Below are 25,001 nucleotides of genomic sequence, written 5' to 3' on the forward strand. Positions count from 1 at the left end.
GGCGTGTAAGAATACTGAATAAAGGGTGTAAACACAGAAGCTTTAAGCAGAAGAAGAGATGGATGAAGCAAGAAGAACTATTGCAGATTTTATTGTGAAAAAGATTGCAATATCTTTTTTTGCAGAAATGAATGTGCAACAGGATGTGTTGTAGGACAGAAAAAATCTGTGCTATATTTTGTTTAAGCTAAAACGTTTACAGGGAGGAGGAATAATGAAAGAGTTAATTGAGAGGCAGCAGAAAATGATAAATATTCTGGCTTGGGATGCAGAGTTCATATCTGTAACTGCACTTGCTGAAAAAATGAATCGTTCAGTGCGTACAACCTATGATGACTTGAATGCAATCAATGAATGGATCAAAAGCAATGAGCTGCCTGTAAAGCTTGAGAAAAAAAGATGTTTGGGTATTCGATTGACCGGCTCTATAGAGGCAATTAGAAATAGAAGCTTTTGTAGAGAAAAAAACAGTGATGGAATTGACAGAGAAAGCCCTGAAAACAGACAGTTTATGATTGCTTCAGCTATGCTCATTGATAATGAGACAATTACCTATCAGCGATTAATGGATAAATATTTTGTCAGTTCGACGTCAATTAAAAATGATTTGGAGAAAATCCAAACTCAATACTGTATAAAGTTATCCAGTACGAAACGCGGAACGAGCATCCTTGCAGAAGAAGAGGAGATTAGAAACAGTTTGTTTTTACTTGCTGAACAGCTAATGAAGAATCATAAGCTTGAATCAATGGAAGAATTTGAACGTATCGGACCAGAAATATTCGGAGAGTTGTTTGATAAAGAACTTACGAGGTATGTCTTCAGGAAAATGGCTGAATTATATGATGGAGATGAATTTTATTTTCCAGGGCATTATTTAAAATCTGCAACACTTCATGTACTGATCTACTTGTATAGAACTATACATGGGTACTTGCTGGAACGGGAAAGCAACTTCCTTTTCGAACAGATCAAATCAATAGAGACATACTATCTTTCCAATTCAATACTTGCAGAAGTTTCGTTAATCCATCCAATTAAGTATGCAAAAACGGAAATTGAAGGATTAAATCATTTACTTATTTCACAAGGCATTAAGTTAAAGGAAAAAGCGAGTAAGACAAACAGAGTAATCAATGAAAGTGTAGATAAACTAATCAGAAATATGAGTGAGATTTTCGAACTGACATTTGCTTCCGACAATGAACTGAAGGAGAGACTAATTTTTCATTTTATACCAATGATTTACCGTGTGCAGTCCGGTATCACTATTAATAATCCTCTTATGGAAGAAATAAAAAACCAGTACACTTTGACGTTTAACTCTGTTCGTTTTGCACTGACAGATATTGAAACACAACTTCAATTGACTTTTAATGATGATGAGGTTTCCTTCCTGACTGTTTATTTTCAGGTAGCGCTGGAAAAAATGGATTTTGGAAAAAGAATACTGATCGTTTGTCCTACGGGTATTGGAACCTCAGAACTGATTATTAATAAAGTCAGAAAAATGCTGCCGCAGAAAGATTCTTTGGAGGTAACAACACTTAGTCAGCTGAAAAGGAACGATCTTTCAAAAATAGATTTCATCATTTCTTCGGTAGCAATTGGGGCAGTAGGAAAACCGGTTGTTCAGGTTTCGCCGCTAATCAGTCAAACAGATTTAAAGAATATCTCCCGACTGTATTCAGAAGTATTTTTGGAAGAATCTGCAGACAATGAGATGTTTACAGAAGATTTTACGTATATGGCTGATTTGCTGGATTCTGACTATATATTTTTTAAAGAAGATATTCGAGATAAAGAAGCTTGTCTGGATTTTATCATCAATAAGTTGGAAAAATCAGGTGATGTGACAGCAGCCTTTCGAACTGATGTATTTGAAAGAGAAAAATTAGGGGCAACATCTTTGGAAACAGGTGTGGCGATTCCACATGCTTCCCCCAAGAATGTTGTGCATTCAAAAATTTGTGTTCTTGTTTTAAATGATGAAATAAGCTGGGATGCATATAAAGTGAAGGTTATTATCCTGATTTGTATTTCGGAAAAAGACCGAAAATATATTAAAGGGATACTTTCGGAAATATATCAGATTGTTATGAGCAGAGAGAAGGTTTTTGATTTTGTAAATAAATTATCCAATTGAAAGAAGGAAGACATATGGCAGAAGTGATTAATACAGAGTTAGTGGATTTATCGGTTGAGGGACTTTCAAGAAATGAAATTATCCGACATTTGGCAAATAAAATAGATTTGGATGATCGCATAAATAATTTTGAAGGATACTTTGACAGTGTGATTGAGAGGGAAGAATTAACCTCAACAGGTATCGGTTTTGGTATTGCAATTCCACATGGAAAGTGCTCGCATGTTAAAGCAACCACCGTTGCATTCGGCCGTCTAAAGAATGAAGTGGACTGGAACAGCTTGGATGGAAAAAATGTGACAATTGTTTTCCTTTTAGCCGTTCCAGAAGAATGCAAAGGAGATCAGCATTTGCGAATGATTGCCGGTTTATCCCGAAAATTAATTCATGATGAATTTAGAAATAAATTGGAAACAGCAGAAGACAAGCAGGAAATTGTTGAATTGATCAATGATAGTCTGACAAGCATAACAGTTTAGAAAATAATAAGAAGGAGTGGAAGAAGATGAAATTAGTCGCAGTGACAGCATGTCCATCAGGAGTAGCCCATACGTATTTGGCAGCAGAAAGTCTGGAGGTTGCAGCAAAGAAAAATGGTGTGGAAATTTGTGTGGAAACACAAGGGTCAATAGGAATTGAAAATGAAATTTCAGCTGAACAGGTTGCGGCAGCCTCAGCTGTTATTTTAACCAATAATATCGGAATAAAGAATGAAGAACGATTCAAAGGAAAACCGGTTGTTCGAGTGAGTGCGGGGGATTGTATAAACAAAGCAGAGTTGATAATCAAAAAGATTCAGGAAAAATTAGGATAAAAACTAGGAGGAGAGAATATGAATGAACTTATTTCTTTATTGAAAGATGCCAGAAAGCATATGATGACCGGCGTTTCTTACATGATTCCTTTTGTGGTGGCAGGAGGAATTATGCTGGCTGTCAGTGTGCTCCTCTCTGGAAATGCGGCTGTCCCAAGTGAAGGAGTTCTTGCAGATATTGCTAATATAGGGATTACTGGTCTGGGCTTAATGGTCCCTATGCTTTCCGGGTATATTGCATTTTCAATGACGGATCGTCCTGGTTTGGCGCCAGGAATTATCGGAGGGATGATCGCAAGCAATATTGGAGCAGGCTTTATCGGCGGAATTTTATCTGGGATTTTGGCAGGAATAACCGTTTCTTACTTGAAAAAAATTAAACTTTCTGCCAACCTGCGTTCACTGATGCCAATTTTTATTATTCCTTTACTTGGAACAATAATTGTCGGCGGACTGATGTATTGGGTGATCGGGCAGCCGATTGCTGCAGCGATGGAAGCAATGACTGCTTGGCTGGAAGCAATGGGAACGGGAAATCTGGTTGTACTTGGCTTAATTCTTGGTGCAATGATTGCTTCGGATATGGGTGGGCCTATTAATAAAGTGGCTTTTGGATTTGGCTCTGCTATGGTCGGAACTCTGGACCCTGTAACAGGTGTGCCAAGTGATACGGCATTGCTGATTATGGCCGGTATCGGAGTGGCGATTTGTGTTCCTCCGCTGGCTATGGGACTTGCTACACTGATTGCTCCTAAAAAGTTTACTGTTGAAGAGAAAAATTCCGGTAAAGCAGCTCTTGTTATGGGGATGGTTGGAATTTCTGAAGGAGCAATTCCTTTTGCAGCAGCTGATCCATTTCGGGTAATACCTGCCAATATTATTGGCGGAGCAATTGGTTCTGCTGCAGCAATGACTTTAGGTGCAGGAAATCCCGCACCATGGGGCGGATGGATTGTTTTACCAGTTGTTTCCAATCCGCTGATGTATGCGGCAGCAACACTTCTAGGTGCTGTGGTTACTGCAGTGATCGTTGTGGTGCTGAAAAAAGAGATAAAAGCGGAGGAAATGGAGACACATACAGGGCTGGATAAAGAGTTTGATTTAGATATTACAATTATGTAGTTTGATAAACGTGTAAATAAAATAAGGGGAGGTTGTGACAAAAGCAATCAGCTCCGAGAATTAAGAAGAAATATCCGAAAGTTGTCAAGGAACACTATTTATAGAATGAATAGCTGAGAATTGATACACTATACTCCGCTGTGCTTCGATCCCATCAATTTCTATGTATGAAACATGCGAGAGTTGACAGGCTTCACTAGGATTGCTTTAGCAGAGTAGATGAAGTCCTGTTTACCTATTCGGTGAAGGAACTGGAGCTCCTCATATTTTCAGGATCGTTCGGCTTAATTCGGAGGAGCTGCTCCTGCGGTTACTCGTCGCAAAAAGAATTTTTGCTTTTGTACTTCCGTTTATTCAGGGATAGATACGAAGAGAGTTTGGGGCTTTATTTCTGTCCCGTTCTCTCTTTTAAATTTATTTCAAACACATTACTTTGCAGGTAGTGAAGAATCAGCTGAAGGATCTAATCGTTTCTAAACAGTGATCAACTCTGTTTGTGCACTGATTCGTTCTCGATCTTTCTGAGAAATAAAATGATTGGTAATGACCAGATCAATTTCTTTCCATGAAGCAACCTGTACCAAAGAGGTTGACTCAAATTTTGTATTGTCCAGTAAAACAATTTTCTTTGCAGATTTTTTTAGAAGCCTTCTCTTTATTTCTGCATCAACCAAAGAAGACGTACAAAAGCCTTCTCTATTTTGAACGCCGCTTGAGCCAAAAAAGCATAGATCCAACTGAATATCAGGATAAAGCTCTATAGAGGTGTCGTTGTGAAAAGCCATGTCATTAAAGGCATAACGTCCTCCAAAACAGTAAATCTGATGCTGGCTGTTCACCAGTTCTAAAATTGCTGCCAAGGAGCCTGTAAAAATTTGTTTTTCAGAAAGCTTTTGGATTTTTGCTGCAAGTAAAGCCACCGTACTGCCCTGATCTAATCCGATGCTGCAGGAATGCTTGGGAATTTGTTCTGCCGCTTTTTCAGCAATCTGTCGCTTTTTATCTAGATGAATGGGGGTACGGTTGATTACTGGTGTCAGCTCGTCCTGTTGTACCAGTTCAGCTCGTCCATATTTTTTTATTAAGATCCCTTCATCTTCCAAATAGCTCAGATCTTTTCGAATGGTTTCATCTGAAACATTAAAAATAGCAACTAACTCAGTCACTTTCATCGTCTGATTTTGATAAAGCAGCTCAGAGATTCGATTTCTGCGAGCAGTGATTTCAGAAGCTTTCAAATTAAATTCCTCCAATTATCAATTATTCATTTATTTTACACTAAAATAATACATTGATCCAAGAAAAAAATGTTTAAAAATTGGTTTTTGTAAATATTTTGATGGAATTCGTTTTTGAATCCAATAAAAACATGGAATTAAGCCTTTGTATATTTTATACTGGAAATGAGAAAAAGGAAGGAGGATTAATAATGTCAAACGGAGTTATCGAGAAAGAAAAAAATATTGTAAATGTAGTAATGAATGGAAATGAGCGGATTCAGCGAATGAAAGATAATCTGTTTAAAGAAAAAAGACGGATATCATTGGAACGCGCGCTTTTCTATACCGAAAGCTATAAACAAACAGAAGGACAGCCTGTTATTATACGGCGTGCAAAAGCTGTGGAACATGTTATGAATCACGTAAAAATCAGTATTCGTGAAGGAGAACTTCTCGTTGGAAATCGAACTGTTCGTCCTCGCTCTGGAATTCTTTCTCCTGAAATGGACCCATACTGGATTGTGAAAGAAATTGATACGATTGACATCCGCCCGCAAGATCAGTTTGAATTTACTGAAGAAGATAAAAGAATCTATCGCGAACAACTGTATCCTTATTGGGAAGGCAGATCGATGAAGGATTTTATCACCAGTCAGATTACAGATGAAATCAATGATGCACTGAAAAAGGAAGTTTTCAAACTGAATCAGACGGATAAAGGACAGGGTCATATAATTATGGATTTTCCGTCTATTCTGACTTACGGTATACAGCATTATATTCAACTTTTAGAAGAAAAAATGGCTGAGCAGCCTGAAAATGATTTTTTTAAAGCCGGACATATTCTCTTTAATGCCATGAAAGATCACTTTTTGAGATACAGTGCTCTTGCAAAAAGAATGGTCCAGAATGAAACGGATGATACACGAAGAAAAGAATTACAAACGATCGCAAATATGTGTCTTAAGCTAAGTATAGAAAAACCGGACTCCTTTTATGAAGCACTCCAATTATTATGGATGACAAGTATTGTTGGTCAATATGAATCAAATGCATCTTCGCTTTCACTCGGGAGAATGGATCAATACATGTATCCATTCTATGTGAAATCTCAAAAAGCTGGTATTTCGGAAGAATTTTTATATGAAGTACTGGGAGATTTTTACATTAAAACCAATGATGTTGTTTTGCTGAGGAGTGAGAGCAGTGCCAAGTGCTTTGCAGGATTTCCCACTGGATATACGGTTGTATTGGGAGGATTAAATGAGCTGGGACAGGCTTCTGTTAATCCATTATCCTATATCATGCTTGAGCTGTATCATGAAATTTTGCTGCCGCAGCCAAATTTATCTGTAAGAATGAATGAGCTTATTCCAAGGAAATTTTTATTAAAGACTTGTGAAACTATTCGTTTGGGTACGGGCATTCCCCAACTTTTTAATGATGAAGTGTGTATACCGGGATTTTTGAGCAAAGGGGTTTCACTGGATGATGCGAGAGATTATGCAACGGTTGGTTGTGTAGAAACGAGTATTCCGGGACGAACATACGGGCTTCATGATATTGCACTGTTTAATTTGTTGAGAATTATGGAGCTTAGTATGTATAAATTGAGAAACAAGACTGATTTAACTTATGATGAATTGACGGAAGATATTAAATCCAGTATTTCTTATTATGTTGAATTAGTAGCAAAGGGCTCAGATATTGTGGATTTGGGTCATCGCCATTACGCGCCTACTCCATTTTTATCAGTATTAATTCAGGATTGTTTAATTAACGGGAAAGATGTAACAGAAGGCGGTGCACGGTATAATTTTTCCGGTGTACAGGGAATTGGAGAAGCAAATCTCAGTGATTCCATGTATGTAATCAAGAAAATGATTTTTGAAAACAAGGAAATGACTTTTTCAGAGTTGTTGAGCGGAATGGAAGCTAATTTTGAAGGAGATTATGCAATCCTTCAAAACCATGTGATTCAGGACTTTGATAAATATGGAAATGATAATGATGAGATTGATGAAATTGCTGCTAAACTGTTTCGTCACTATGCGAAGGAGCTGGAAAAATATACGAATGTCCGTGGAGGGCAGTTTATTCCCGGAGCTTATACAGTTTCTGCACATATTCCTTTAGGAGAAGCAGTCGGGGCAACACCGGACGGAAGAAAGGCCCAGGAGCAGTTGGCTGACGGCGGTCTGTCGCCAATGGTCGGACGTGATCGACTGGGACCTACAGCAGTCTTGAAATCAGTCAGTAAGCTGGATAATTATCTGACTGTTAACGGCAGCCTGCTGAACTTGAAATTTCAGCCGAATACACTTAAAGGAAGACAGGGACTGAATAAATTTGCTGATTTTCTAATGGCTTATACAAAATTGAAAATTCAGCATGTTCAGTTCAATGTTCAATCTAGAGAAACACTGCTTGCCGCACAAAAAGAACCAGAGAAGTACTCGGGGTTATTGGTACGTGTGGCTGGTTATAGTGCTTTCTTTGTTGATTTAAATAAGAAAATCCAAGACGATATTATCGCTCGTGTAGAGCATGAACTATAAAAAGAGGGATATTCATGAAGAATAAAGGCTTACTATTTAATATTCAGCGCTACTCGATTCATGATGGAGGAGGTATCCGGACAATCGTATTTCTGAAAGGCTGTCCTTTAGCCTGTCCATGGTGTTCAAATCCTGAGTCAAGGTTGGCTGTTCAACCAACTAGTTGGGTAAAAAACGGCAAAAAGGAAACCGTGGGAAAATGGTATGATGTTGAAACAGTAGTTAATGAGGTGTTGAAAGATGAAATTTTCTATCGAACTTCAGGAGGAGGCGTTACTCTTTCAGGCGGTGAGGTATTGATGCAGGCAGATTTTGCTGCAGAACTGCTGGCAGAGCTTCATGATTTGGGGATTCATACAGCTATTGAAACAACAGGATGTTTTCCAGTTGATCGTCTGGCAAAGCTTTTGCCTTATTTGGATCAGGTGTTATTTGACTTGAAATTAATGAATGCCGCAGATGCGAAGCGGGTAATTGGTCTGGATGTAAATACTATAAAAGAAAATTTTGAACTGGCAGCGGCATACCGTGATGAAATTGATCTGATACCTCGTGTTCCTTTAATTCCCGGTTATACAGCTGTCCAAAATAACTTGTTGGAGATAATTGACTATTTAAATCGCTTAGATATAAAAGAAGTGCACTTGCTTCCTTTTCACCAATATGGCAGCAGTAAATATGAATATCTGGGTTGGAATTATGAAATGAAAGACAGTGAGCCTCTTTCTAAAAAAACAATAACTGAAATTAGAGAACTGTTTGAGAATAATGGTATTCATCCAAATGTTGATGGACTGGAATAAAAGGTATTTGGAAATTTTCTGTTGATGTCTCCTTGAATAGAACAAAAGAGCTCGAATCCATTTAGTGCACAAATGTGCACGTTTTGATAAGCTGCTGAGGATAACCTCTGATTTTACTGATTTTCGCAAACTTTCGTTGTGAGGATAAGGCTTCAGAGAGTTAGAGCTGATAAACTGAGGGTGTAAAAAAGAAAAGGAGTGACGTCAATTGGAATTTATGCTTGATACAGCGAATTTAGAAGATATAAAGAAATATAAGGAGATTGTTCCGCTGGCAGGTGTTACCTCTAACCCTTCCATTGTTAAAAATGAAGGAAAAATAGTATTCTTTGAACACATGAAAAAAATTCGTACAATTATTGGTTCTGAAAATTCTCTGCATGTTCAAGTGGTCTCTCAGGATTTTGAAGGAATGCTGGCAGATGCTGATGCGATTTTGAAAAATATTGATAAAAATGTTTATATTAAAGTGCCAGTGAATGAAGAAGGTTTGAAAGTAATCAAAGCGTTGAAGGAGAAAAAAATTAATGTAACTGCCACTGCTATCTATACTAAATTTCAGGCGTACTTGGCAATTGCCGCAGGAGCAGATTATATTGCCCCATATTTTAACCGAATGGAAAATTTGAATATTGATCCGTGCAAAAGTATTGCTGAGATGGCTAAAGAAATTGAAAGGACCCGCAGTTCTACGAAAATACTGGCAGCCAGTTTTAAAAATGTTGGTCAGGTAAATAATGCTTTAGAATGCGGAGCGCAGGCCGCTACAATGGGAACAGATATTTTCAAACAGGCATTTGGCATGCCTTCCATTCAAAAGGCTGTAGACGATTTTACTGCTGACTGGGAGCAAATTTTTGGAAAAGGGATAACAATCGCTGATTTATAATGAACAGCTAAAAACTGAGTAAATAGAAGGCCAAAGCCTTTTCGAAGGAGTTGCTCCTGCAGTTACTCGTCGCAAAAAGAATTTTTGCTTTTGTACCGCCGTTTATTCGGGGGTAGATATGTAGAGAGTTTGGAACTTTGATTCTGTCCCAAACTCTTCTGAGAAGGCTTTTTCTGTTTAACTGCCCGCAGTTCAATCTAGGCTAATAGTACTTTTGATACATTTGTAAGCTAAGGAAATGTACTGGTAAATTATTGTTCTGAAAAAAATGATAAAAAACGTTTGACAGTATAAAAAAAATCCTATATGATATTAACCAACACTTAATAATTAAATTCGATGAAGAGAAGAGTAAGTTTGAGCGGTCTTTCAAGAGAGTCTCCATTTGGTGAAAGGAGATAAGACAGGATAGCTGAAGATGGTCTCAGAGGATAAGTTGTTGATAAGTAAGCAACTTCGGGCGGCACCCGATATCAATGCAGCAAGTTAGAAACTGACTTGTATTAGAGAAGAGACAGACGGATTTAAGTCACGTTTGTTTCAATGAAGGTGGTACCGCGGATTATTCGCCCTTTTACTGTATTTGCAGTAGAAGGGCTTTTTCTTTTTTTAAAATGGAATAGAGGAGTGGAAAAAGAGGAAAAGAGTTTTATCAAATAAATAATGAATGCATTGAGATGGAAAGTACAGATGGATTTTTATCAGACAGAGAGCCTGGGCAGCTGAAAACAGGTGATAAAAGACATGTGGAAAATGGCCATTGAGCAGCATCCCGAGTGGAGACTTTCTTCATAAGGCGGTGACGGCAGCACCCGATATAGTGCAGAGGTATAAGTGATGAAAATCACCGTACCTGCAGAGGAGACTGCTGTGAAGCAGTGTCGAAAAGAGGTGGTAGCACGCAGAAGGCGTCCTCAAGTGTATAAGGAGTTTGTACATTTGAGGATGCCTTTTTTCGTTGAAGAAGAGCAGCTGAAAAAAGAATTGAACGGTGGAGCTGAAAATAAGCTTCATCAGTTTTGTAAAAAATACGTGAGGTGAAATCTATGATTGAGTTGAAAAATGTGAGTGTGACATTTCAGGAAAAAAAGAAAAAAATAGAAGCGGTAAAGGAAGTTTCTCTGAAAATTGATAAGGGTGACGTGTTTGGTATTGTGGGGTATTCAGGTGCCGGAAAAAGTACTCTGGTTCGTGTTATCAATTTGCTTCAGCGCCCAAATATCGGGGAAGTGATTATCAATCAGGAAAATCTTCTGAGCTTTTCACCAAGGAGGCTGAGAGAACAGAGGAAAAAAATCGGGATGATTTTTCAGCACTTCAATTTGATGAATGAACGGTCTGTGTTTGACAATATTGATTTTTCTCTGAAGTATTCAGGGTTAAATAAACAGGAGAGAAAGAGAAAAATAAACGAACTGCTGCAGCTGGTTGGGCTGGGGGAAAAACAGGAAGCCTATCCCAGCCAGCTGTCAGGAGGACAAAAGCAACGGGTAGCGATTGCAAGAGCATTGGCAAATGATCCGGAAATCCTGCTCTGTGATGAAGCAACAAGCGCTCTTGATCCTAAAACAACGATTCAAATACTTGAATTGCTGAAAAAACTTAATCAGGAGCTGGGTCTTACCATCGTTTTAATCACTCATGAAATGCAGGTTGTCAAAGAAGTATGCAACCGTGTTGCGGTAATGGAAGATGGAAAGGTGATTGAGGAAAATGATATTGTAACAGTCTTCAGTGATCCCAAAGAAGAGTTGACGAAGGATTTTATTCGAACTGCAGCACATATTGATCAGGCACTGCAAACCATCATTGAACACCCAACATTAACTAATTTGGCTGTTAATGAAGAACTTGTAGAATTGTCTTATGTTGGAGAGCAGACGAGTGAGCCGCTGATTGCCCAGCTGTTTAGTAAATATCATGTGATCACGAACATATTATATGGCAATGTAGAAATTGTTCAGCAGGTGCCGATTGGACGCCTGATTGTCGTTTTATGCGGCGAAGAAAATCAACGTGTGAAGGCCAGAGAGTTTTTGGCAGAGCAGCAGGTGAAGGTCAGCGTACTTGAAGAGATAAATCAGAATAAAGAAAAACGGAAATTACAGGTTATATAGGAGGAGACGAGATGCAGCAATTTTTACAAAACTATTTTCCAAATGTCATTCAGCTTAAGCAGGAGTTTATCAATAGTACAATTGAGACGCTGTACATGGTATTTTGGACAGCTTTGGGAGCTGGAATTTTAGGAATTATCTTAGGGGTCATTTTAGTGACAACAGCTCCAAAAGGAATTTTTTCAAATCAGCTTGTTTACAATATTTTGGAGAAATTCATAAATGTTTGTCGTTCCATTCCCTTTATTATTATGCTGGCACTGATTCAGCCGATTACTCGTATGCTGACAGGAACGACAATCGGAACCACGGCAGCTCTGGTTCCATTAATTGTGGGAGTAACGCCATTTTTTGCCAGACAAATTGAAAATGCACTGCTGGAAGTGGATCAGGGGATCATAGAAGCAGCTGAAGCGATGGGCACCAGTCCTTTTGGCATCATTGTTCGAGTTTATTTGATTGAGGGTCTGCCCAGTATTATTCGGGTGTCAGCAGTAACAGTGATCAATTTAATCGGCTTAACGGCAATGGCTGGTGCTATAGGTGCCGGAGGATTGGGAAATCTGGCAATTACCAGAGGCTATAATCGATTTCAAACAGACGTGACTATTGCAGCAACGGTGATCATACTGATTTTGGTTTTTCTGAGTCAGTTTATCAGTAATTTATTAATAAAAAAAACATCACATTAGAAATGGGGACATAAAAATGAAAAGAACAGTTAAATTTTTAGCAGCAATTGCTTTAGCAGGAATCGTATTGGCCGGATGTTCATCAGGAAGTGCCAAGATAGACAAAAATGAGGTAGTCAAATTGGGTGTGGTTGGTGCCAACAATGAGGTCTGGGAATCGGTAAAAGACCGGTTGAAGGAAGAAAATATTGAGTTGGAAATTATTGAGTTTTCGGATTATACGCAACCAAATGCTGCTTTGGCAGAAAAAGAAATTGACTTAAATTCATTCCAGCATCAGATATTTTTGGATAACTACAATACCGAACATAAAACGGATCTTGTTTCAATTGGAAATACAGTCAACGCTCCTTTGGGTGTTTATTCTGAGAAGTTAAAAGATATTGAAGACATAGAAAACGGCGGAGAAATTGCCATCCCAAATGATACAACAAATGGCGGGAGAGCTTTGTTATTACTGCAAAGTGCAGGATTAATAAAAGTTGATCCAGGAGCACAGCAGACTCCGACAGTTAATGATATTACGGAAAATAAGCGAAATCTGAAAATTACTGAACTGGATGCCGCTCAAACTGCTCGTGTCCTTCAGGATGTGGATGCGTCAGTTATTAACAGCGGAATGGCTGTTGATGCAGGTTTTATTCCTACCGAAGATGCAATCTATCTAGAGCCGGTGGATGATACGTCAAAACCCTATGTGAATATCATTGTGGCGAGAAAAGAAGATGAAGACAATGAGCTGTATCAAAAAATCGTCGATGCTTATCAACAGGATGAGACAAAAACGGTGATTGATGAAAGTACGAAAGGCTCAAGTATTGCTGCGTGGGAAACTTTTGGACGCAAGTAAACTAATGATTGAGGAAAATGGAGGAAGGAACTATGAGTACAGCAGTGAAACAAAATATACGAGATGAAGTTCTGGCAGGAAAAGAGGAAGTAATCTCTTTACGAAGATATTTTCATCAGTATCCAGAAGCCAGCTTAAAGGAATTTCAGACGATTAAAAAAATCAAAGAAGAGTTAACAAAACTCGGAATCTCTTATGTTGAAGTAGGAGAAACAGGAGTGCTTGGAACGATAGAAGGTAAAAAAGGAGCTGGTAAAACGATTTTACTGCGTGCAGATATTGATGCATTGGAATTGGAAGATAAAACCGGGAAAGAGTATCAGTCTAAAAATCCGGGATTAAATCATGCCTGCGGACATGATGGACATGCTGCGGCTTTACTTGGAGCTGCCAAAATCTTAAAAAATCGTGAAAATGATTTTACAGGAAAAATTCTGTTGGCTTTTCAGCCGGCAGAGGAGATCGGGGCAGGAGCCTGCCAGTTTGTGGATGGCGGTTTTGTAGACGAGGTAGATCGTGTGTTTGGTATCCATCTGGATTCTAGTGTTGAAGTTGGTAAGTTAGTGGCAACAAAGGGACCGACGAATGCCTCCTGCGATATTTTTAAAATTGAAGTGGAGGGCTTCAGCAGCCATGTGGCACAGCCTGATGTCGGCAGAGATGCTGTATTGGCAGCTGCCAGCATTGTGGTTGAACTGCAGAAAATTGCAGCAAGAGAAGTTTCCCCTCTGGATACTGTTGTTGTCGGAATTGGTGTACTGAACGCCGGAACACGGTACAATATTGTTGCCAATCATGCAGAAATTGAAGGAACTGTTCGAACATTCAGCCATGAAACGAGGGCGTTTGTTTTAAAACGAGTGAAAGAAATTGCAGAGCAAATCGCAGCAGCCCATCGTACAAAAATCTCGGGATTTTCTATCTATGACGCAGCAGGACCGCTGATCAATGAAGAGGAGTCAACCCAGTTGGCTCAAAAGGTTGCAGCCGAAATTGTTGGAATCGAAAATGTAATAACTGATAATCAAAAAAGTCTTGGAGCAGATGATTTTGCAGATTTCCTGAGTAAAGCTCCCGGCGTCTATGGACGGGTGGGGACTTGTAATTTAGAAAATCCAGATACTCAGTACGGCCATCACCATGAAAAATTTGATATCGATGAAGATGGACTGGCGTATGCGACAGAGTATCATGTGACGTACGCACTAAGTTATTTAGCAGAGTAAAAGTTGTTCTCCTGACTAGAGTATTGGCCGAATTAAAACTAAGCTATGCTTCTAATTCAAGAAACGTGCAGCCAGTGCGGGAGCAACTCGGCAGAAAACGCCGAGTTCATCCCTGAATAGAGGCTCGCTCATCTAGGAGCATTAGCAGGATGGTATGCAATGCTCTGATGGGGATAAATTTGTCAAAATTTATTCCATATACAAAGAGATAGCTGTATAGGAACAGCATTCCTTTTTTAAACGGAGTTGACGCCTCCCGTAGTTACCTCTTTGAAATAGAGTTTTCAAACAAGTCCTAATTCCTCGGAGCAGTTCAGTAAATAGAAAAATCAGCAAGACTTTTCTCGAATGAGGAGAGGCTTGTTGATTTTTTTATGGAAATAATTTTTGAGAAATACGACTATTAGAAACGAACTTCCTACCTAAAAAATAAGCAAAATATTGAACAATAATTTATAAAACTGCATAATTTAAAGAGAAAAGTATCGAAAAAAATGAAAAATTATTGATAAGGGCATAGGTCTGTCTAAACAAATATGCCGATGACTTCTACAGCATCGGCATAAAATATTCAATTATTCTTTTACAACAAGCACAGTACAAGGTGCATTCTGGACAACATAGTTCGTTGTTGATCCGACAGTTGTTTCAGTCAGCCGTCCTTTCCCTGTAGCCCCTATAACGATTAAGTCAATTTTTTCCTCAGTTGGAACCGTTGTTGCGATGTAGTGTTTCGGGTTGCCGATTTCAACAATAGGGGTGACATCAAATAAATTATGTTCAGAAGCATAAGCAAGGTGTTTTGCCATTTCGCTTTCAACCAGCTCTTTTTCTTCTTCCAGAACTTTTGAAAAGGCAAAAGAGCTGTGGCTGATGGCATTTTTATCAATGATCGCCAGGACATATAGTGCAGCACCATTTTGAGCAGCAATTTCAACAGCATGTTTCAAAGCGAGTTCAGAGTTTTTGGAACCATCTACGGCGACTAGGATTCTTTCATAGTTTTTCAGCATGGTACTCATCTCCTTCTTGTTCATTTAAGTATAACATGTACAAAATTTAAAAAGAAATGGAAGGCTGCTTTATGCCAGATGAAAATGAAGAAATACATGAGCTGCTGACCAGGTGATTGGGTCAGCCTCATTCTATTAACAAAAAATAATTTGAAGCAGTTTTTGCGTACGTTTATTTATATAGTAAAATGGAAAATAAGAATAATAAGCCAAATAATTATAGTACTTATCGATTAAAAATAAATTTCAGAAAGAGCAGGACCGTAGAATGAAACTATATTTAAGACAGGCAACACTTGAAGAGCTTCAACAAATCATGACAATTATCGAAACTGCCCGTGTGGAGTTGGCGAACAGAAAAATACCGCAGTGGCAAGCAGGGACCGGACCAAATGAGGAAATGTTGAAAGCAGATATTCTTTCAGAAAATTGCTATGTCCTAATTCTGGAGAGCGAGCTTGTTGGTATTGGTGTAATTTCTGAGGAAAAAGATCCCGCGTATGAACAGATTAAAAATGGGCAATGGGAGACGAAAGCAGCAGGTTATGCATCCATTCATCGAGCAGCTGTCAGCAGTGAGCATCAGGGGAAGGGACTGGCTGTTATGATGCTTCGCTTTCTGATAAATGCTGCCGTATTAAAAGGCTTTGTAGATATTCGTATTGATACTCACCCTAAAAATGAGATCATGCAGAAGGTCATTCAACGGGCAGGATTTGAGTTTGCTGGGGAGATTGAACTTGAAGTTCCAGATGGAGAAAGATACGCATATCAGATTTCACTGAATTAGTTCAAAGGGAAAAGCAGTCTGCTTTCTATGATTAATAGCAGGAACGAAGTAAGGAAATAATGAATGATGATCTATATTGTAAACTTTTTATTAATAGCGAGCTAAGCAGACAGAGCGTAATTGAAAGGAGTACAGATTTTCTGAATATGAATTTTTCTGAAGAGCAGATTTTTAAGAATTAAATACTCTGCATCGAAAGTTGAAAAAATGAGAAATACGATGAGAATCACTTAAAAGAATTTTCTAATGATTTTCTATTCTACCCTTATTATATAGTATAGATAAATTTGACTTTACCCATTTTTCACTAAAAACTCTATTATATCAGTAGTTGTAGATGCTGTTTTCTAAACAGATGAAGTACGCTTCGCAATACGGTCAGTTCAATGCTTTTCTGTATTAATTTCAAAAATTTTGAGTAAATTCAAAGAGATAAAGAATGGAAACAACAGTATAAACAAATGCTCCAACAATTGTTGGAGTCTTTGTTGTTGTAAGGATTTCAATATGCGGTAGTGTGCTGTTTCGAAGGAAAACGTCTCTTTAATGGAGGATATAAGACCTATTAGATCAATGATTAACGAGTACTAAAAGAAAAATCGGAAAATATTTTTCCGGTTTTTTTCTTTTTTCTTGATAAAGATCAAATGCTGTATTATAATAATGTTAATTAATTTTAGGTGTGCCTAAAATCAAAGAAAGGGCGATGCTTAAATGGATAATAATCTATCAATCAATCATCTAACGATTTCCTATAAAAGAAAAATAGCTGTTCAAATTGAAAATCTGATTATTACCAAAAATCAGCTGACTGGTATTATCGGACCCAATGGTGCAGGAAAGTCAACGTTGTTAAAAGGAATGCTTGGATTGATTCCCATAAACAGAGGAGAAGTAGTCTATAAAAACCAGCCAGTAAGCCGGCAATTAAATAAATTTGCTTATGTGGAACAAAGACAGGAGATTGATTTATCCTTCCCGATAGATGTTTTTGGTGTTGTTCTACTGGGCACTTATCCGAAAATCGGTTTAATTAAAAGACCGGGTAAAAAAGAAAAGGAACTGGCGTGGAGCTGTCTGGAAAAAGTGGGTATGGCTGATTTTGCTCATAATCAGATTGGCGAGTTGTCAGGCGGACAACTACAACGGGTCTTTATTGCCCGGGCATTGGCTCAGGAAGCAGAATGGATTTTTTTGGATGAACCTTTTGTTGGAATTGATGCTACGAGTGAAAAGATTATTATTGATTTGCTTAAGCAATTAAGAGATGAAGGAAAATCTATAGTGATTGTCCATCATGATCTTCACAAGGTCAGGGATTATTTCGATCAGCTGGTTTTATTGAATAAGCAGGTCATAGCTTTTGGCTCTGTCGATCAGGTGTTTGAAGTTGATAATATGAAAAAAACGTATGGAGAAGAAATAGCTGAAATGCTGAAGCTGGGAGGGAAATAGATGATTAACAATTTTATTGACGGACTGATGAACTATCAGTTTTTGAAAAATGCTCTCTTTACTTCTGTAATGGTAGGAATCATTGCAGGTGTTATCGGATCATTCATTATTTTGCGGGGAATGTCTTTGATGGGAGATGCGATTTCTCATGCTGTCCTTCCTGGGGTAGCTGTGTCGTACATGCTCGGTACAAGCTATATTATTGGCGCTACCTTGTTTGGAATTGGATCAGCTGCCTTGATCGGATTTGTCACAAAACACAGCAGATTGAAAACAGATACGGCGATTGGTATTGTCTTTAGTTCTTTTTTTGCCTTGGGAATTGTCTTGATTTCATTTGCAAGGAGTGCCACAGATCTTTATCATATTCTATTCGGAAATGTTCTAGCAGTCAGAGATTCAGATATGTATTTAACCGCAGGTGTCGGTTTTGTAGTTATAGTCGTAGTGTTGTTGTTCTATAAAGAATTAAAAATTACTTCATTTGATCCGATAATGGCTCAGTCTTATGGATTAAATGTGAGCTTTATTAATTATCTGCTGATGTTTCTTTTGACTCTTGTGGCTGTTACTTCGCTGCAGACAGTAGGTACAATTCTGGTTATTGCCATGCTGATTACTCCGGCTGCAACTGCGTATCAATTAACAAACAGTCTTCCAAAAATGATTGGTCTTTCTGTATTGTTCGGAGTGTTAAGCTCTATCATTGGACTTTTTTTCAGCTACAGTTATAATCTGCCATCAGGAGCAACCATTGTTTTGACGGCAGCAGTGTTTTTCATTTTAGCATTTGTATTTTCGCCAACGAAAGGAATGATTTCCGAATTAAGAAAGGAGCAGCAGGATGAAGCATAAATTAATTAAAGCAGGATTGGCAGGACTTGCAGCTGTTATGTTCTTAACCGCTTGTGGAAATAAAGAGGGGAGTAGTAGCCAGGCGGAAGATCAGAATAAACTGACGGTAGTTGCTACAAATTCAATCATTGCGGATATGGCTGATGAAGTCGGGAAGGATTTGGTATCCATACACAGTATTGTCCCTGTAGGAACAGATCCTCATGAGTATGAACCTCTGCCTGTAGATATTCAAAAGGCCAGTGAAGCAGAAATCGTTTTATATAATGGACTAAACCTGGAGACAGGAAACGGCTGGTTTGAGAAGTTAATGGAAACATCTGGTAAAGAAGAAAATCAGGATTACTTTGCAGTCAGCAAAGAAGTTTCTCCAATATATTTGACCAGTGAAGGTAATACAGATCAGGAAGATCCGCATGCCTGGCTGTCAATTACAAACGGGATCGCTTATGTCAAAGAAATCGCAAGAATTTTTGAAGAAAAGGACCCGGAACATGCCTCTGTTTATAGAGAAAATGCGGAAAACTATATTGAGCAGCTGGAAGAACTGAATGAGAAAGCAAAAAATGAATTTGCTGATATTCCTGAAAGTAAAAAGCTGCTGGTTACCAGCGAAGGAGCTTTTAAGTACTTTTCGAAAGAATATGGACTGAAGGCTGCTTATATTTGGGAAATTAATACAGAAAGTCAGGGAACACCGGAGCAGATGAAGTCAATTATTGATACAGTTAAAAAATCAGATGTTCCTGTGCTGTTCGTTGAAACCTCTGTAGATGCGAGGAGTATGGAACGACTGTCCAAAGAAACAGGATTGCCGATTCATAGCAAAATATTTACTGATTCCCTTGCGGATAAAGGTAAGGATGGTGATACATATTACAGTATGATGGCATGGAATCTTGAGAAGATTCATGAAGGACTGTCGGAATAAAAGAAGGGGTAGAAACAACTGAAAAATGATCTTAGTAAGATGGCATTCATCACTAAGATCATTTTTTTTATCTGTTGCTTAATTATTGTTTTTCAACGACTGCCTGCCAGATGCCCTTAGAACCAGTTCTAAGGTAAAATGGAGGACGGTGCAGAGATTCAAGCGATTAGTAATGGCGATTTTCCAGGTTGTACAATGCTGGAAAAGGTTACAGAGTTTTCTATTTCCTTGAAGGGAAAACCTTATATGTATTTTAGAATGGCCAGTCGAAACAGATAAACAGAAATTTAGGAGGGAAAATCATGAGCTTTGATCGTTTGGCAAAAAGCTATTATTGTAAAAGTCGGCAGTGAAGAAAATATTTTTTCGATTGTTCCATTATTGCTATCTAAAAAGCTTTAAGAAATTTATCAATGTTTTTCTTTGTTTTAAGTCACTGCTGAGCCAAAAATTAAACCAGTTTGTTCATCATTGACAATCAAAGATAAGGATGATAGTATTAGTGCCGTTACAAAATATCAAGTTGTTTGAAGCAGCTTCTTACTTGTAACCTGGGTTCATCAACCATCCCCAGTAAAAAAACTAGGAGAAAGAAGGAGAAATTATGCAATCATCTGTTTCATCAGGTAAAAAACTGCGAGTAGTCACACTGAACGCAATTATTATGGCACTGTATTTGGCGTTAACATTGTTTGTTGCTCCTGTTGCTTCCGGTCCGATTCAATTCAGAATTTCAGAAAGTCTGAACCATTTGGTCGTTTTCAACAGAAAGTTGATGTGGGGCGTTTTAGGCGGCGTTATTTTTTATAATATTATTTTTGGGTACGGTGTCATTGACGCTTTATATGGCGGAGCACAGACTTTCGTTTCTTTAGGTTTGACCGCTTTACTCTATAATAAAGTAAAAAGCGAGAAAATACGACTTGTCTTAAATACTTTATTTTTTACAGTATCAATGGTATTTATTGCGGTCATGCTGGTAAATACAGGTGGAGCAGAAAACGGCGGATTCTGGACAACCTATTTGTTTTTGGCTCTTAGTGAATTTATCGTTATGGCGTTATCAGCACCATTGATGTATTTCTTAAATAAAAAGATCCATTTTGAATCACGAATCTAAACAGATGTGTGATGTCAAAGTTTGGATAGGTTTTGAATTTTTAATCAAAGGACAGGACAATTAGCAGATTGTTCTGTCCTTTGTTTTTTGTCTGACTGTCTTAAATATTTTTCTGTCAGTTTTACCTTAGTTTAATAGGCAATTAAAAAAATTTTCCAAGTCACTGTTATTTTAACAAAATCTGCAGTAAATTAGTATTACATGAAACAGTGGCTGTTCCATAAAAGTGATTGGGTCCTTTTATCCCCAAAAAAAGTTCTTTATACTGAACCTTGCATGACTTATCCAAGACCAATGTAAAGGATTTTTTTGTCATGGAATAGGTGAAGAGTTTAATGCAACAACAGTGACATTCAGTATAAAATATGAAAGGCTATTTGGTGTTGCGTCTGATTATTTCCCGCTTGCAAATAAATCACTTATTGCATATGATAGTGTATTTCGGCTCGTCAACTATTTGCTAGATATTTTTTATTATATTATTATGAAAAATACAGAAAGATTAAAGTTAAGATATTTCTAATGTTATTTTATAAGTAGTTATTATAGGTTTGCGCGCGACATTATAGTTGCTAAATATAAATATTGGAGGGGTTTAAATGAAATTCAAATTATCTTCTAAAATATTATTTTTAGGTGTTATTGGTCTATCTGGGTTAATTGTGGGTACGGTTAATGTCAACGCTGCTTCTTTTGAAGATATGAAAGAACATGTTGAAGCTGGTGAGGGTCAGGTGTATAATCCAATCTCAAATGAGATTATGGATGAAGAGAAATCGTTAGAGTATGTTCAATATATTGAAGAAGCATTGGAAGGTTCAAATAGCGAAGAAATCCCAGAAGAAATACAAATAGAAGCTTTTATAGAAACTAAATCTGAGGAATCACCGCAATCAAATGTTGACGATATGTTCCCACCAATATTAACACGAGGAACAACGCCACCGACTGGGACACCTAGAATTGTGGATGATTTCGTAAAACCATATGAATCAAATCCTTTTTCTGGTAGTGGTTGGCATTTCAGCGGATTGAGATTTACAGTGAGAAATGTAAAGCTTAACCCATATTTTGGTATAAGAGCACACTTAGATTCATTCAAATTTTTCAACGGTATGCATGATGTAGTTGCACCAGTTAGCAATAATTTTACGTATACAGTTTCAAATTTTAGAGGTACGCCATTTATCGGTTATTTTGCTACTTGGAATCCAGTAACAAATAGTCGTTATCATATCTATTAATAAATTTCTAATATTAATAAAATCAGAGTGCAGTTAAAAATTGTTCTCTGTTTTTTTTTATTTTTTCATTTGTCAAATTAAGCTAGACACTATCTCATCATCCATATAACTCAAAAATACTTCCATGGGGGTTCGATAGTTCAGTGATTTCCTTGGAATATGATTCCTTTTTGAGGCAACCGATTGGACAAATGCCTCATCAACTTCATTGAAATCCATTTGCTTAGGAAGTCCATCCTTTCTAAGCAGTCCATTTGAGTGCTCATTCAGGCCGCGTTGAGAGGGAGTTCCTAGATCCGCAAAATAGATATTGATGTCTTGCTTATTAGAAATACTCTTCTAATTCGAAAACTCTTTTCCACAATCAAACGTAATTGATTTGAAGAGATTTTTAGGAAATGTGCTAAACCATTCGTTCAAGGTTGTTTTGATATCTTTGGCTTTATGTCCATTAGGTTTGAGTGTGATGATGGCTTTTGATTGGCGTTCAACTAGCGTAATGACAGCACTTTTATGATGAGCACCCACAATCGTATCGCCTTCTAAATGGCCAAATTCTTCACAAAAATGAGGCTATTCCTGTTCTCTTTCGTCAATCGTCCGTCTAAAGGCTTGTTTTCCACGTTTTTCCTTATGACCATTAGGCTTTCGTTTTCCTTTCAACGGTAGGAAGGAACAATCAAAGAGACCTTTTCTAAACATCCGATAGAGGGTTCGAATCGAGCAGTCAATCGGAAACTCACCACGACCAATCAGAACATCTGGCGTCCACCCCTGAGTTACTTTCGTCTGAATATAGTCTTTTTGTTCATCAGGTAAAACAATGGACCGACGACCACAACGGGATTTGTGCGTCTTGTATTGTTGGTAGTATTCGAGCGCAGTATGTCCAGCTGCTAGAAAATGATACACGTTATAGATGGTTTGACGAGCACGTCCTAAGCGTTTAGCAACTTGTGCAACAGGTTGCTGGGTATTGAAATAAGCTTCTATCATCACGAGTTCATTTGGTGTAAGATGAGTATAGGTCATTTGTCTTCACTCCTTATAATTCTTTGGACGGAACTATTTTGAGTGTAGCACAAATGACTTATTTAGTTGTCTAGCTTAATTTTACTATCGGCGAATTTTGAATTACAGTCATTTTACAATTAATAAAACTTTGGTGTATAAAATGGATAATCAAATTTGTACAAAAATATTTACAAGTAATAATGAAAATGAGTTTTTAAAGATAGTATGCCAAAATATTGTATTTAAAAGTAATTTAACTGATTTAAATTAAATAATCAAAAGGTAGACAGTGATATATTTTCTCGAAGTTTTGTTGGAGTCCCGACAATAGGAAAAATCTATGATCGAGATGGCAATGTAATCAACAGTATTCCGGGATACACGAATTATTATGGCAATGTTACGACACAAAATCCAGCAAAAGATGTAGGTAAGGGCATTACATTAGGCCCACGCCCAGAGGATATGGCAGCGGGTGGGATGTATGTTGGTGTATACGAATTTAACCCTAAAGCAGGTTCTAAAATTTTTAGAAAAAATGATAGAAGTAAGAAAAATACTGGTTATGTACAGGCCGATGGTTCAGTTTGGTCTCAAGATGTTGGTGATAACCATGGTGAAAGTTCTTGGAAACGATATAGGAATAAACGAGACTTTGAAAAAGATAGACGGGAAGGGACTTATGATATAGATGGAAAGAGACTTAGATAAAGTATTACTTGAAGGAGAAATTCCCAAATTAAGACCTGTAGATGAAGATGAAATGAATTATAACAATGATCTCTGGACATTGTATGCCAAAACTGAAGACTATGATGAAATGATTGAAGTGGCAAAAAATAAATATATTAAAAGAACATTAGATACATTCAGCAAAGTTCTGACTAGTGATGATCCTAAAATGGAATTATTGGATAATGAATATTTCAAGTTGAATCAAGAAGATAAATTCTTTCGATTTATAGAGGAAGTCTTTGAGTTGAACAAACGGAAATGTTATATAGATTTGGGTGTTTTCAGTAATAAAGCAGAAGTAATAGACTTATTAACTAACCTAAAAAGGAATTTAGACCAAATTGATGGGTATATTTTGTTTAATCAGGTAGATATTCTAGAAAAGAGTCATCAATCAATTTATCTGATTGATGATGTCAATTTGCTAAAATTAATTTTCAAGTGTTTTTTGAGAGAAAAACTATGGAATGCTCTATATTTTGGAGAAATACCAATGATAATTAAAACAAATTATGATATCAATCTTCCAATAATATTTGAGAACAAAAGAGTACAGAAAATTTATGAAGAGATTGCAAATTGTAATCAATTGTTTTTGCTGTAATGAAAGAAATATTTTATCTGAATATCTGAGAATTATTACAGTTACTACCTTTCCATTTTATGTAGAAATTAACAGTATATTATCACATTTAAGCGATGCAGCAATATCTACTTCTGGTATAGGAATCTTTGTAAAAGGAGTAGGCGGTCCACTAGCTACAACGGCAACAGGATTTGTTGCAACAGGAGGCTGGCCAGTAACATTGAACTGTGGAATTACTTTTGTTGGTTTTGTCTGGTTAACAGCATCGGGTAAGGAAATTACAGTGATGGAGCCGCCGACATGGGCAATGGGCTCAACAGGTGTCACGACAATAGGAAAAGTCTATGATCGAGATGGCAATGTAATCAGCAGCATTCCGGGATACACGAATCCTTATGGCAATGTTACGACACAAAATCCAGCAAAAGATGTAGGCAATGGTATTACATTAGGCCCACGCCCAGAGGATATGGCAGCGGGTGGGATGTATACTGGTATTACTAAGAATATTTATAAGGTAGTTTCCAGAATTGATGAAAGTACTAGACTTGTCAAAGAAGCAGAAAAGATGGGAAAGAGCGAGGCTGCTCAAAAAGAGGCTGATCACTTAGTAAGTGAATTATTAAAAGGGAATACTAATCTAGGAATAGGTTATAAAAATTTATTTAAAGATGTTATTTATATTAGAGGGAGAGAGGGTGCCCGTGTTTTTTATAGAATTGTAAATGGCGAAATTGAAATATTGGGAAAAGCAAATAAAGGGAATGAAGATAAAGTTATTCGAATATTGAAAGATATGTATGGTAAATAAGGGAGGGACA

24 protein-coding genes, 1 pseudogene, 1 riboswitch and 1 other annotated feature are annotated in these 25,001 nt (G+C 37.5%); of the genes and pseudogenes, 22 read left to right on the forward strand and 3 right to left on the reverse strand.

The annotated features are described in order from the left end of the window. The first annotated feature begins 214 nt into the window (after positions 1-214). From IW492_RS11205 to IW492_RS11220, 4 genes are read left to right on the forward strand one after another with little or no spacing between them, the layout of a single operon-like run. On the forward strand, positions 215-2,146 hold the full coding sequence (locus tag IW492_RS11205; protein WP_202067717.1) for a BglG family transcription antiterminator: 1,932 nt from the start codon (positions 215-217) through the stop codon (positions 2,144-2,146). A 14-nt stretch (positions 2,147-2,160) separates the two neighbouring features. Further along, positions 2,161-2,625, forward strand: a complete 465-nt coding sequence (locus tag IW492_RS11210) for a PTS sugar transporter subunit IIA (RefSeq protein WP_202067718.1) — start codon at positions 2,161-2,163, stop codon at positions 2,623-2,625. A gap of 26 nt (positions 2,626-2,651) precedes the next feature. After that, positions 2,652-2,960, forward strand: coding sequence for a PTS fructose-like transporter subunit IIB (locus IW492_RS11215; protein ID WP_202067719.1), 309 nt, complete (start codon positions 2,652-2,654; stop codon positions 2,958-2,960). An 18-nt stretch (positions 2,961-2,978) separates the two neighbouring features. Beyond that, positions 2,979-4,082 (forward strand): PTS fructose transporter subunit EIIC, encoded by a 1,104-nt coding sequence (locus IW492_RS11220; RefSeq protein ID WP_202067720.1) that lies wholly within the window; start codon positions 2,979-2,981, stop codon positions 4,080-4,082. A gap of 473 nt (positions 4,083-4,555) precedes the next feature. Here IW492_RS11220 and IW492_RS11225 read toward each other — a convergent pair whose 3' ends face one another. Next, on the reverse strand, positions 4,556-5,320 hold the full coding sequence (locus IW492_RS11225; protein ID WP_202067721.1) for a DeoR/GlpR family DNA-binding transcription regulator: 765 nt from the start codon (positions 5,318-5,320) through the stop codon (positions 4,556-4,558). 191 nt (positions 5,321-5,511) lie between these two features. Here IW492_RS11225 and IW492_RS11230 point away from each other — a divergent pair, with 191 nt between their 5' ends. The 8 genes from IW492_RS11230 to IW492_RS11260 all read left to right on the forward strand — a co-directional run bounded on the left by IW492_RS11230 (position 5,512) and on the right by IW492_RS11260 (position 14,437). Further along, on the forward strand, positions 5,512-7,860 hold the full coding sequence (locus tag IW492_RS11230; RefSeq protein ID WP_202067722.1) for a formate C-acetyltransferase: 2,349 nt from the start codon (positions 5,512-5,514) through the stop codon (positions 7,858-7,860). 14 nt (positions 7,861-7,874) lie between these two features. Next, positions 7,875-8,663, forward strand: a complete 789-nt coding sequence (locus IW492_RS11235; RefSeq protein ID WP_202067723.1) for a glycyl-radical enzyme activating protein — start codon at positions 7,875-7,877, stop codon at positions 8,661-8,663. 208 nt (positions 8,664-8,871) lie between these two features. Next, positions 8,872-9,552: a fructose-6-phosphate aldolase gene (locus tag IW492_RS11240; protein WP_202067724.1), complete on the forward strand. Its 681-nt coding sequence runs from the start codon at positions 8,872-8,874 to the stop codon at positions 9,550-9,552. A gap of 330 nt (positions 9,553-9,882) precedes the next feature. Beyond that, positions 9,883-10,129, forward strand: a binding site (T-box leader). Between the two features lie 260 nt (positions 10,130-10,389). Continuing rightward, entirely contained in the window at positions 10,390-10,593 is a 204-nt protein-coding gene (locus IW492_RS18690; protein ID WP_442896333.1) for a hypothetical protein, read from the forward strand. A gap of 5 nt (positions 10,594-10,598) precedes the next feature. Continuing rightward, positions 10,599-11,669, forward strand: coding sequence for a methionine ABC transporter ATP-binding protein (locus IW492_RS11245; protein WP_202067725.1), 1,071 nt, complete (start codon positions 10,599-10,601; stop codon positions 11,667-11,669). A gap of 11 nt (positions 11,670-11,680) precedes the next feature. Further along, positions 11,681-12,361 carry a methionine ABC transporter permease gene (locus tag IW492_RS11250; protein ID WP_202067726.1) on the forward strand — a complete coding sequence of 227 codons (681 nt, stop codon included), beginning with the start codon at positions 11,681-11,683 and terminating at the stop codon, positions 12,359-12,361. A gap of 16 nt (positions 12,362-12,377) precedes the next feature. Further along, on the forward strand, positions 12,378-13,211 hold the full coding sequence (locus tag IW492_RS11255; protein WP_202067727.1) for a MetQ/NlpA family ABC transporter substrate-binding protein: 834 nt from the start codon (positions 12,378-12,380) through the stop codon (positions 13,209-13,211). Positions 13,212-13,243: 32 nt separating this feature from the next. After that, entirely contained in the window at positions 13,244-14,437 is a 1,194-nt protein-coding gene (locus IW492_RS11260; protein ID WP_202067728.1) for an amidohydrolase, read from the forward strand. 575 nt (positions 14,438-15,012) lie between these two features. On the opposite strand, the gene IW492_RS11265 is transcribed toward IW492_RS11260, so the two are convergent. Continuing rightward, the gene (locus IW492_RS11265; protein ID WP_202067729.1) at positions 15,013-15,450 is read right to left on the reverse strand and encodes a universal stress protein; all 438 of its coding nucleotides are present in this window, start codon (positions 15,448-15,450) and stop codon (positions 15,013-15,015) included. A gap of 268 nt (positions 15,451-15,718) precedes the next feature. Between IW492_RS11265 and IW492_RS11270 the strand changes: the two genes are divergently transcribed. The 7 genes from IW492_RS11270 to IW492_RS11295 all read left to right on the forward strand — a co-directional run bounded on the left by IW492_RS11270 (position 15,719) and on the right by IW492_RS11295 (position 21,845). After that, a complete protein-coding gene (locus IW492_RS11270; protein WP_202067730.1) occupies positions 15,719-16,240 on the forward strand; it encodes a GNAT family N-acetyltransferase in 522 nt (173 codons plus the stop codon). Positions 16,241-16,954: 714 nt separating this feature from the next. After that, positions 16,955-17,695 carry a metal ABC transporter ATP-binding protein gene (locus IW492_RS11275; RefSeq protein WP_202067731.1) on the forward strand — a complete coding sequence of 247 codons (741 nt, stop codon included), beginning with the start codon at positions 16,955-16,957 and terminating at the stop codon, positions 17,693-17,695. After that, positions 17,696-18,550 carry a metal ABC transporter permease gene (locus tag IW492_RS11280; RefSeq protein WP_202067732.1) on the forward strand — a complete coding sequence of 285 codons (855 nt, stop codon included), beginning with the start codon at positions 17,696-17,698 and terminating at the stop codon, positions 18,548-18,550. Then, on the forward strand, positions 18,540-19,481 hold the full coding sequence (locus tag IW492_RS11285) for a metal ABC transporter substrate-binding protein (protein ID WP_202067733.1): 942 nt from the start codon (positions 18,540-18,542) through the stop codon (positions 19,479-19,481). The genes IW492_RS11280 and IW492_RS11285 overlap by 11 nt, the downstream gene beginning before the upstream one ends. A gap of 138 nt (positions 19,482-19,619) precedes the next feature. Then, positions 19,620-19,760: a DUF7916 family protein gene (locus IW492_RS18695; RefSeq protein ID WP_442896335.1), complete on the forward strand. Its 141-nt coding sequence runs from the start codon at positions 19,620-19,622 to the stop codon at positions 19,758-19,760. 267 nt (positions 19,761-20,027) lie between these two features. Beyond that, positions 20,028-20,073: riboswitch (PreQ1 riboswitch) on the forward strand. 12 nt (positions 20,074-20,085) lie between these two features. Then, positions 20,086-20,601: a QueT transporter family protein gene (locus IW492_RS11290; protein WP_202067734.1), complete on the forward strand. Its 516-nt coding sequence runs from the start codon at positions 20,086-20,088 to the stop codon at positions 20,599-20,601. Positions 20,602-21,200: 599 nt separating this feature from the next. Continuing rightward, entirely contained in the window at positions 21,201-21,845 is a 645-nt protein-coding gene (locus IW492_RS11295) for a hypothetical protein (protein WP_202067735.1), read from the forward strand. Positions 21,846-21,917: 72 nt separating this feature from the next. On the opposite strand, the pseudogene IW492_RS11300 reads toward IW492_RS11295, so the two are convergent. After that, positions 21,918-22,877: pseudogene (locus IW492_RS11300) on the reverse strand (IS30 family transposase). 462 nt (positions 22,878-23,339) lie between these two features. On the opposite strand from IW492_RS11300, the gene IW492_RS11305 reads away from it, so the two are divergent. From IW492_RS11305 to IW492_RS11315, 3 genes are read left to right on the forward strand one after another with little or no spacing between them, the layout of a single operon-like run. Continuing rightward, on the forward strand, positions 23,340-23,570 hold the full coding sequence (locus IW492_RS11305; RefSeq protein WP_236671887.1) for a hypothetical protein: 231 nt from the start codon (positions 23,340-23,342) through the stop codon (positions 23,568-23,570). Further along, a complete protein-coding gene (locus tag IW492_RS11310; protein WP_202067737.1) occupies positions 23,551-24,198 on the forward strand; it encodes a hypothetical protein in 648 nt (215 codons plus the stop codon). The genes IW492_RS11305 and IW492_RS11310 overlap by 20 nt, the downstream gene beginning before the upstream one ends. Then, positions 24,158-24,991: a hypothetical protein gene (locus IW492_RS11315; RefSeq protein WP_202067738.1), complete on the forward strand. Its 834-nt coding sequence runs from the start codon at positions 24,158-24,160 to the stop codon at positions 24,989-24,991. The genes IW492_RS11310 and IW492_RS11315 overlap by 41 nt, the downstream gene beginning before the upstream one ends. Positions 24,992-25,001: the final 10 nt, after the last annotated feature.

Source organism: Enterococcus sp. BWB1-3, from assembly GCF_016745275.1.
Lineage (GTDB): Bacteria > Bacillota > Bacilli > Lactobacillales > Enterococcaceae > Enterococcus_L.

What these genes read in the sequence shown, in the direction of transcription:
- IW492_RS11310 (WP_202067737.1), top strand. Translation starts at nt 23,551, where the DNA reads ATGGAAAGAGACTTAGATAAAGTATTACTTGAAGGAGAAATTCCCAAA.
- IW492_RS11260 (WP_202067728.1), top strand. Translation starts at nt 13,244, where the DNA reads ATGAGTACAGCAGTGAAACAAAATATACGAGATGAAGTTCTGGCAGGA.
- IW492_RS18690 (WP_442896333.1), top strand. Translation starts at nt 10,390, where the DNA reads ATGAAAATCACCGTACCTGCAGAGGAGACTGCTGTGAAGCAGTGTCGA.
- IW492_RS11285 (WP_202067733.1), top strand. Translation starts at nt 18,540, where the DNA reads ATGAAGCATAAATTAATTAAAGCAGGATTGGCAGGACTTGCAGCTGTT.
- IW492_RS11295 (WP_202067735.1), top strand. Translation starts at nt 21,201, where the DNA reads ATGAAATTCAAATTATCTTCTAAAATATTATTTTTAGGTGTTATTGGT.
- IW492_RS11210 (WP_202067718.1), top strand. Translation starts at nt 2,161, where the DNA reads ATGGCAGAAGTGATTAATACAGAGTTAGTGGATTTATCGGTTGAGGGA.
- IW492_RS11305 (WP_236671887.1), top strand. Translation starts at nt 23,340, where the DNA reads ATGTATGTTGGTGTATACGAATTTAACCCTAAAGCAGGTTCTAAAATT.
- IW492_RS11280 (WP_202067732.1), top strand. Translation starts at nt 17,696, where the DNA reads ATGATTAACAATTTTATTGACGGACTGATGAACTATCAGTTTTTGAAA.
- IW492_RS11220 (WP_202067720.1), top strand. Translation starts at nt 2,979, where the DNA reads ATGAATGAACTTATTTCTTTATTGAAAGATGCCAGAAAGCATATGATG.
- IW492_RS11290 (WP_202067734.1), top strand. Translation starts at nt 20,086, where the DNA reads ATGCAATCATCTGTTTCATCAGGTAAAAAACTGCGAGTAGTCACACTG.
- IW492_RS11230 (WP_202067722.1), top strand. Translation starts at nt 5,512, where the DNA reads ATGTCAAACGGAGTTATCGAGAAAGAAAAAAATATTGTAAATGTAGTA.
- IW492_RS11265 (WP_202067729.1), bottom strand. Translation starts at nt 15,450, where the DNA reads ATGCTGAAAAACTATGAAAGAATCCTAGTCGCCGTAGATGGTTCCAAA.
- IW492_RS11235 (WP_202067723.1), top strand. Translation starts at nt 7,875, where the DNA reads ATGAAGAATAAAGGCTTACTATTTAATATTCAGCGCTACTCGATTCAT.
- IW492_RS11315 (WP_202067738.1), top strand. Translation starts at nt 24,158, where the DNA reads ATGAAGAGATTGCAAATTGTAATCAATTGTTTTTGCTGTAATGAAAGA.
- IW492_RS11205 (WP_202067717.1), top strand. Translation starts at nt 215, where the DNA reads ATGAAAGAGTTAATTGAGAGGCAGCAGAAAATGATAAATATTCTGGCT.
- IW492_RS11250 (WP_202067726.1), top strand. Translation starts at nt 11,681, where the DNA reads ATGCAGCAATTTTTACAAAACTATTTTCCAAATGTCATTCAGCTTAAG.
- IW492_RS11245 (WP_202067725.1), top strand. Translation starts at nt 10,599, where the DNA reads ATGATTGAGTTGAAAAATGTGAGTGTGACATTTCAGGAAAAAAAGAAA.
- IW492_RS18695 (WP_442896335.1), top strand. Translation starts at nt 19,620, where the DNA reads ATGGAGGACGGTGCAGAGATTCAAGCGATTAGTAATGGCGATTTTCCA.
- IW492_RS11215 (WP_202067719.1), top strand. Translation starts at nt 2,652, where the DNA reads ATGAAATTAGTCGCAGTGACAGCATGTCCATCAGGAGTAGCCCATACG.
- IW492_RS11255 (WP_202067727.1), top strand. Translation starts at nt 12,378, where the DNA reads ATGAAAAGAACAGTTAAATTTTTAGCAGCAATTGCTTTAGCAGGAATC.
- IW492_RS11270 (WP_202067730.1), top strand. Translation starts at nt 15,719, where the DNA reads ATGAAACTATATTTAAGACAGGCAACACTTGAAGAGCTTCAACAAATC.
- IW492_RS11275 (WP_202067731.1), top strand. Translation starts at nt 16,955, where the DNA reads ATGGATAATAATCTATCAATCAATCATCTAACGATTTCCTATAAAAGA.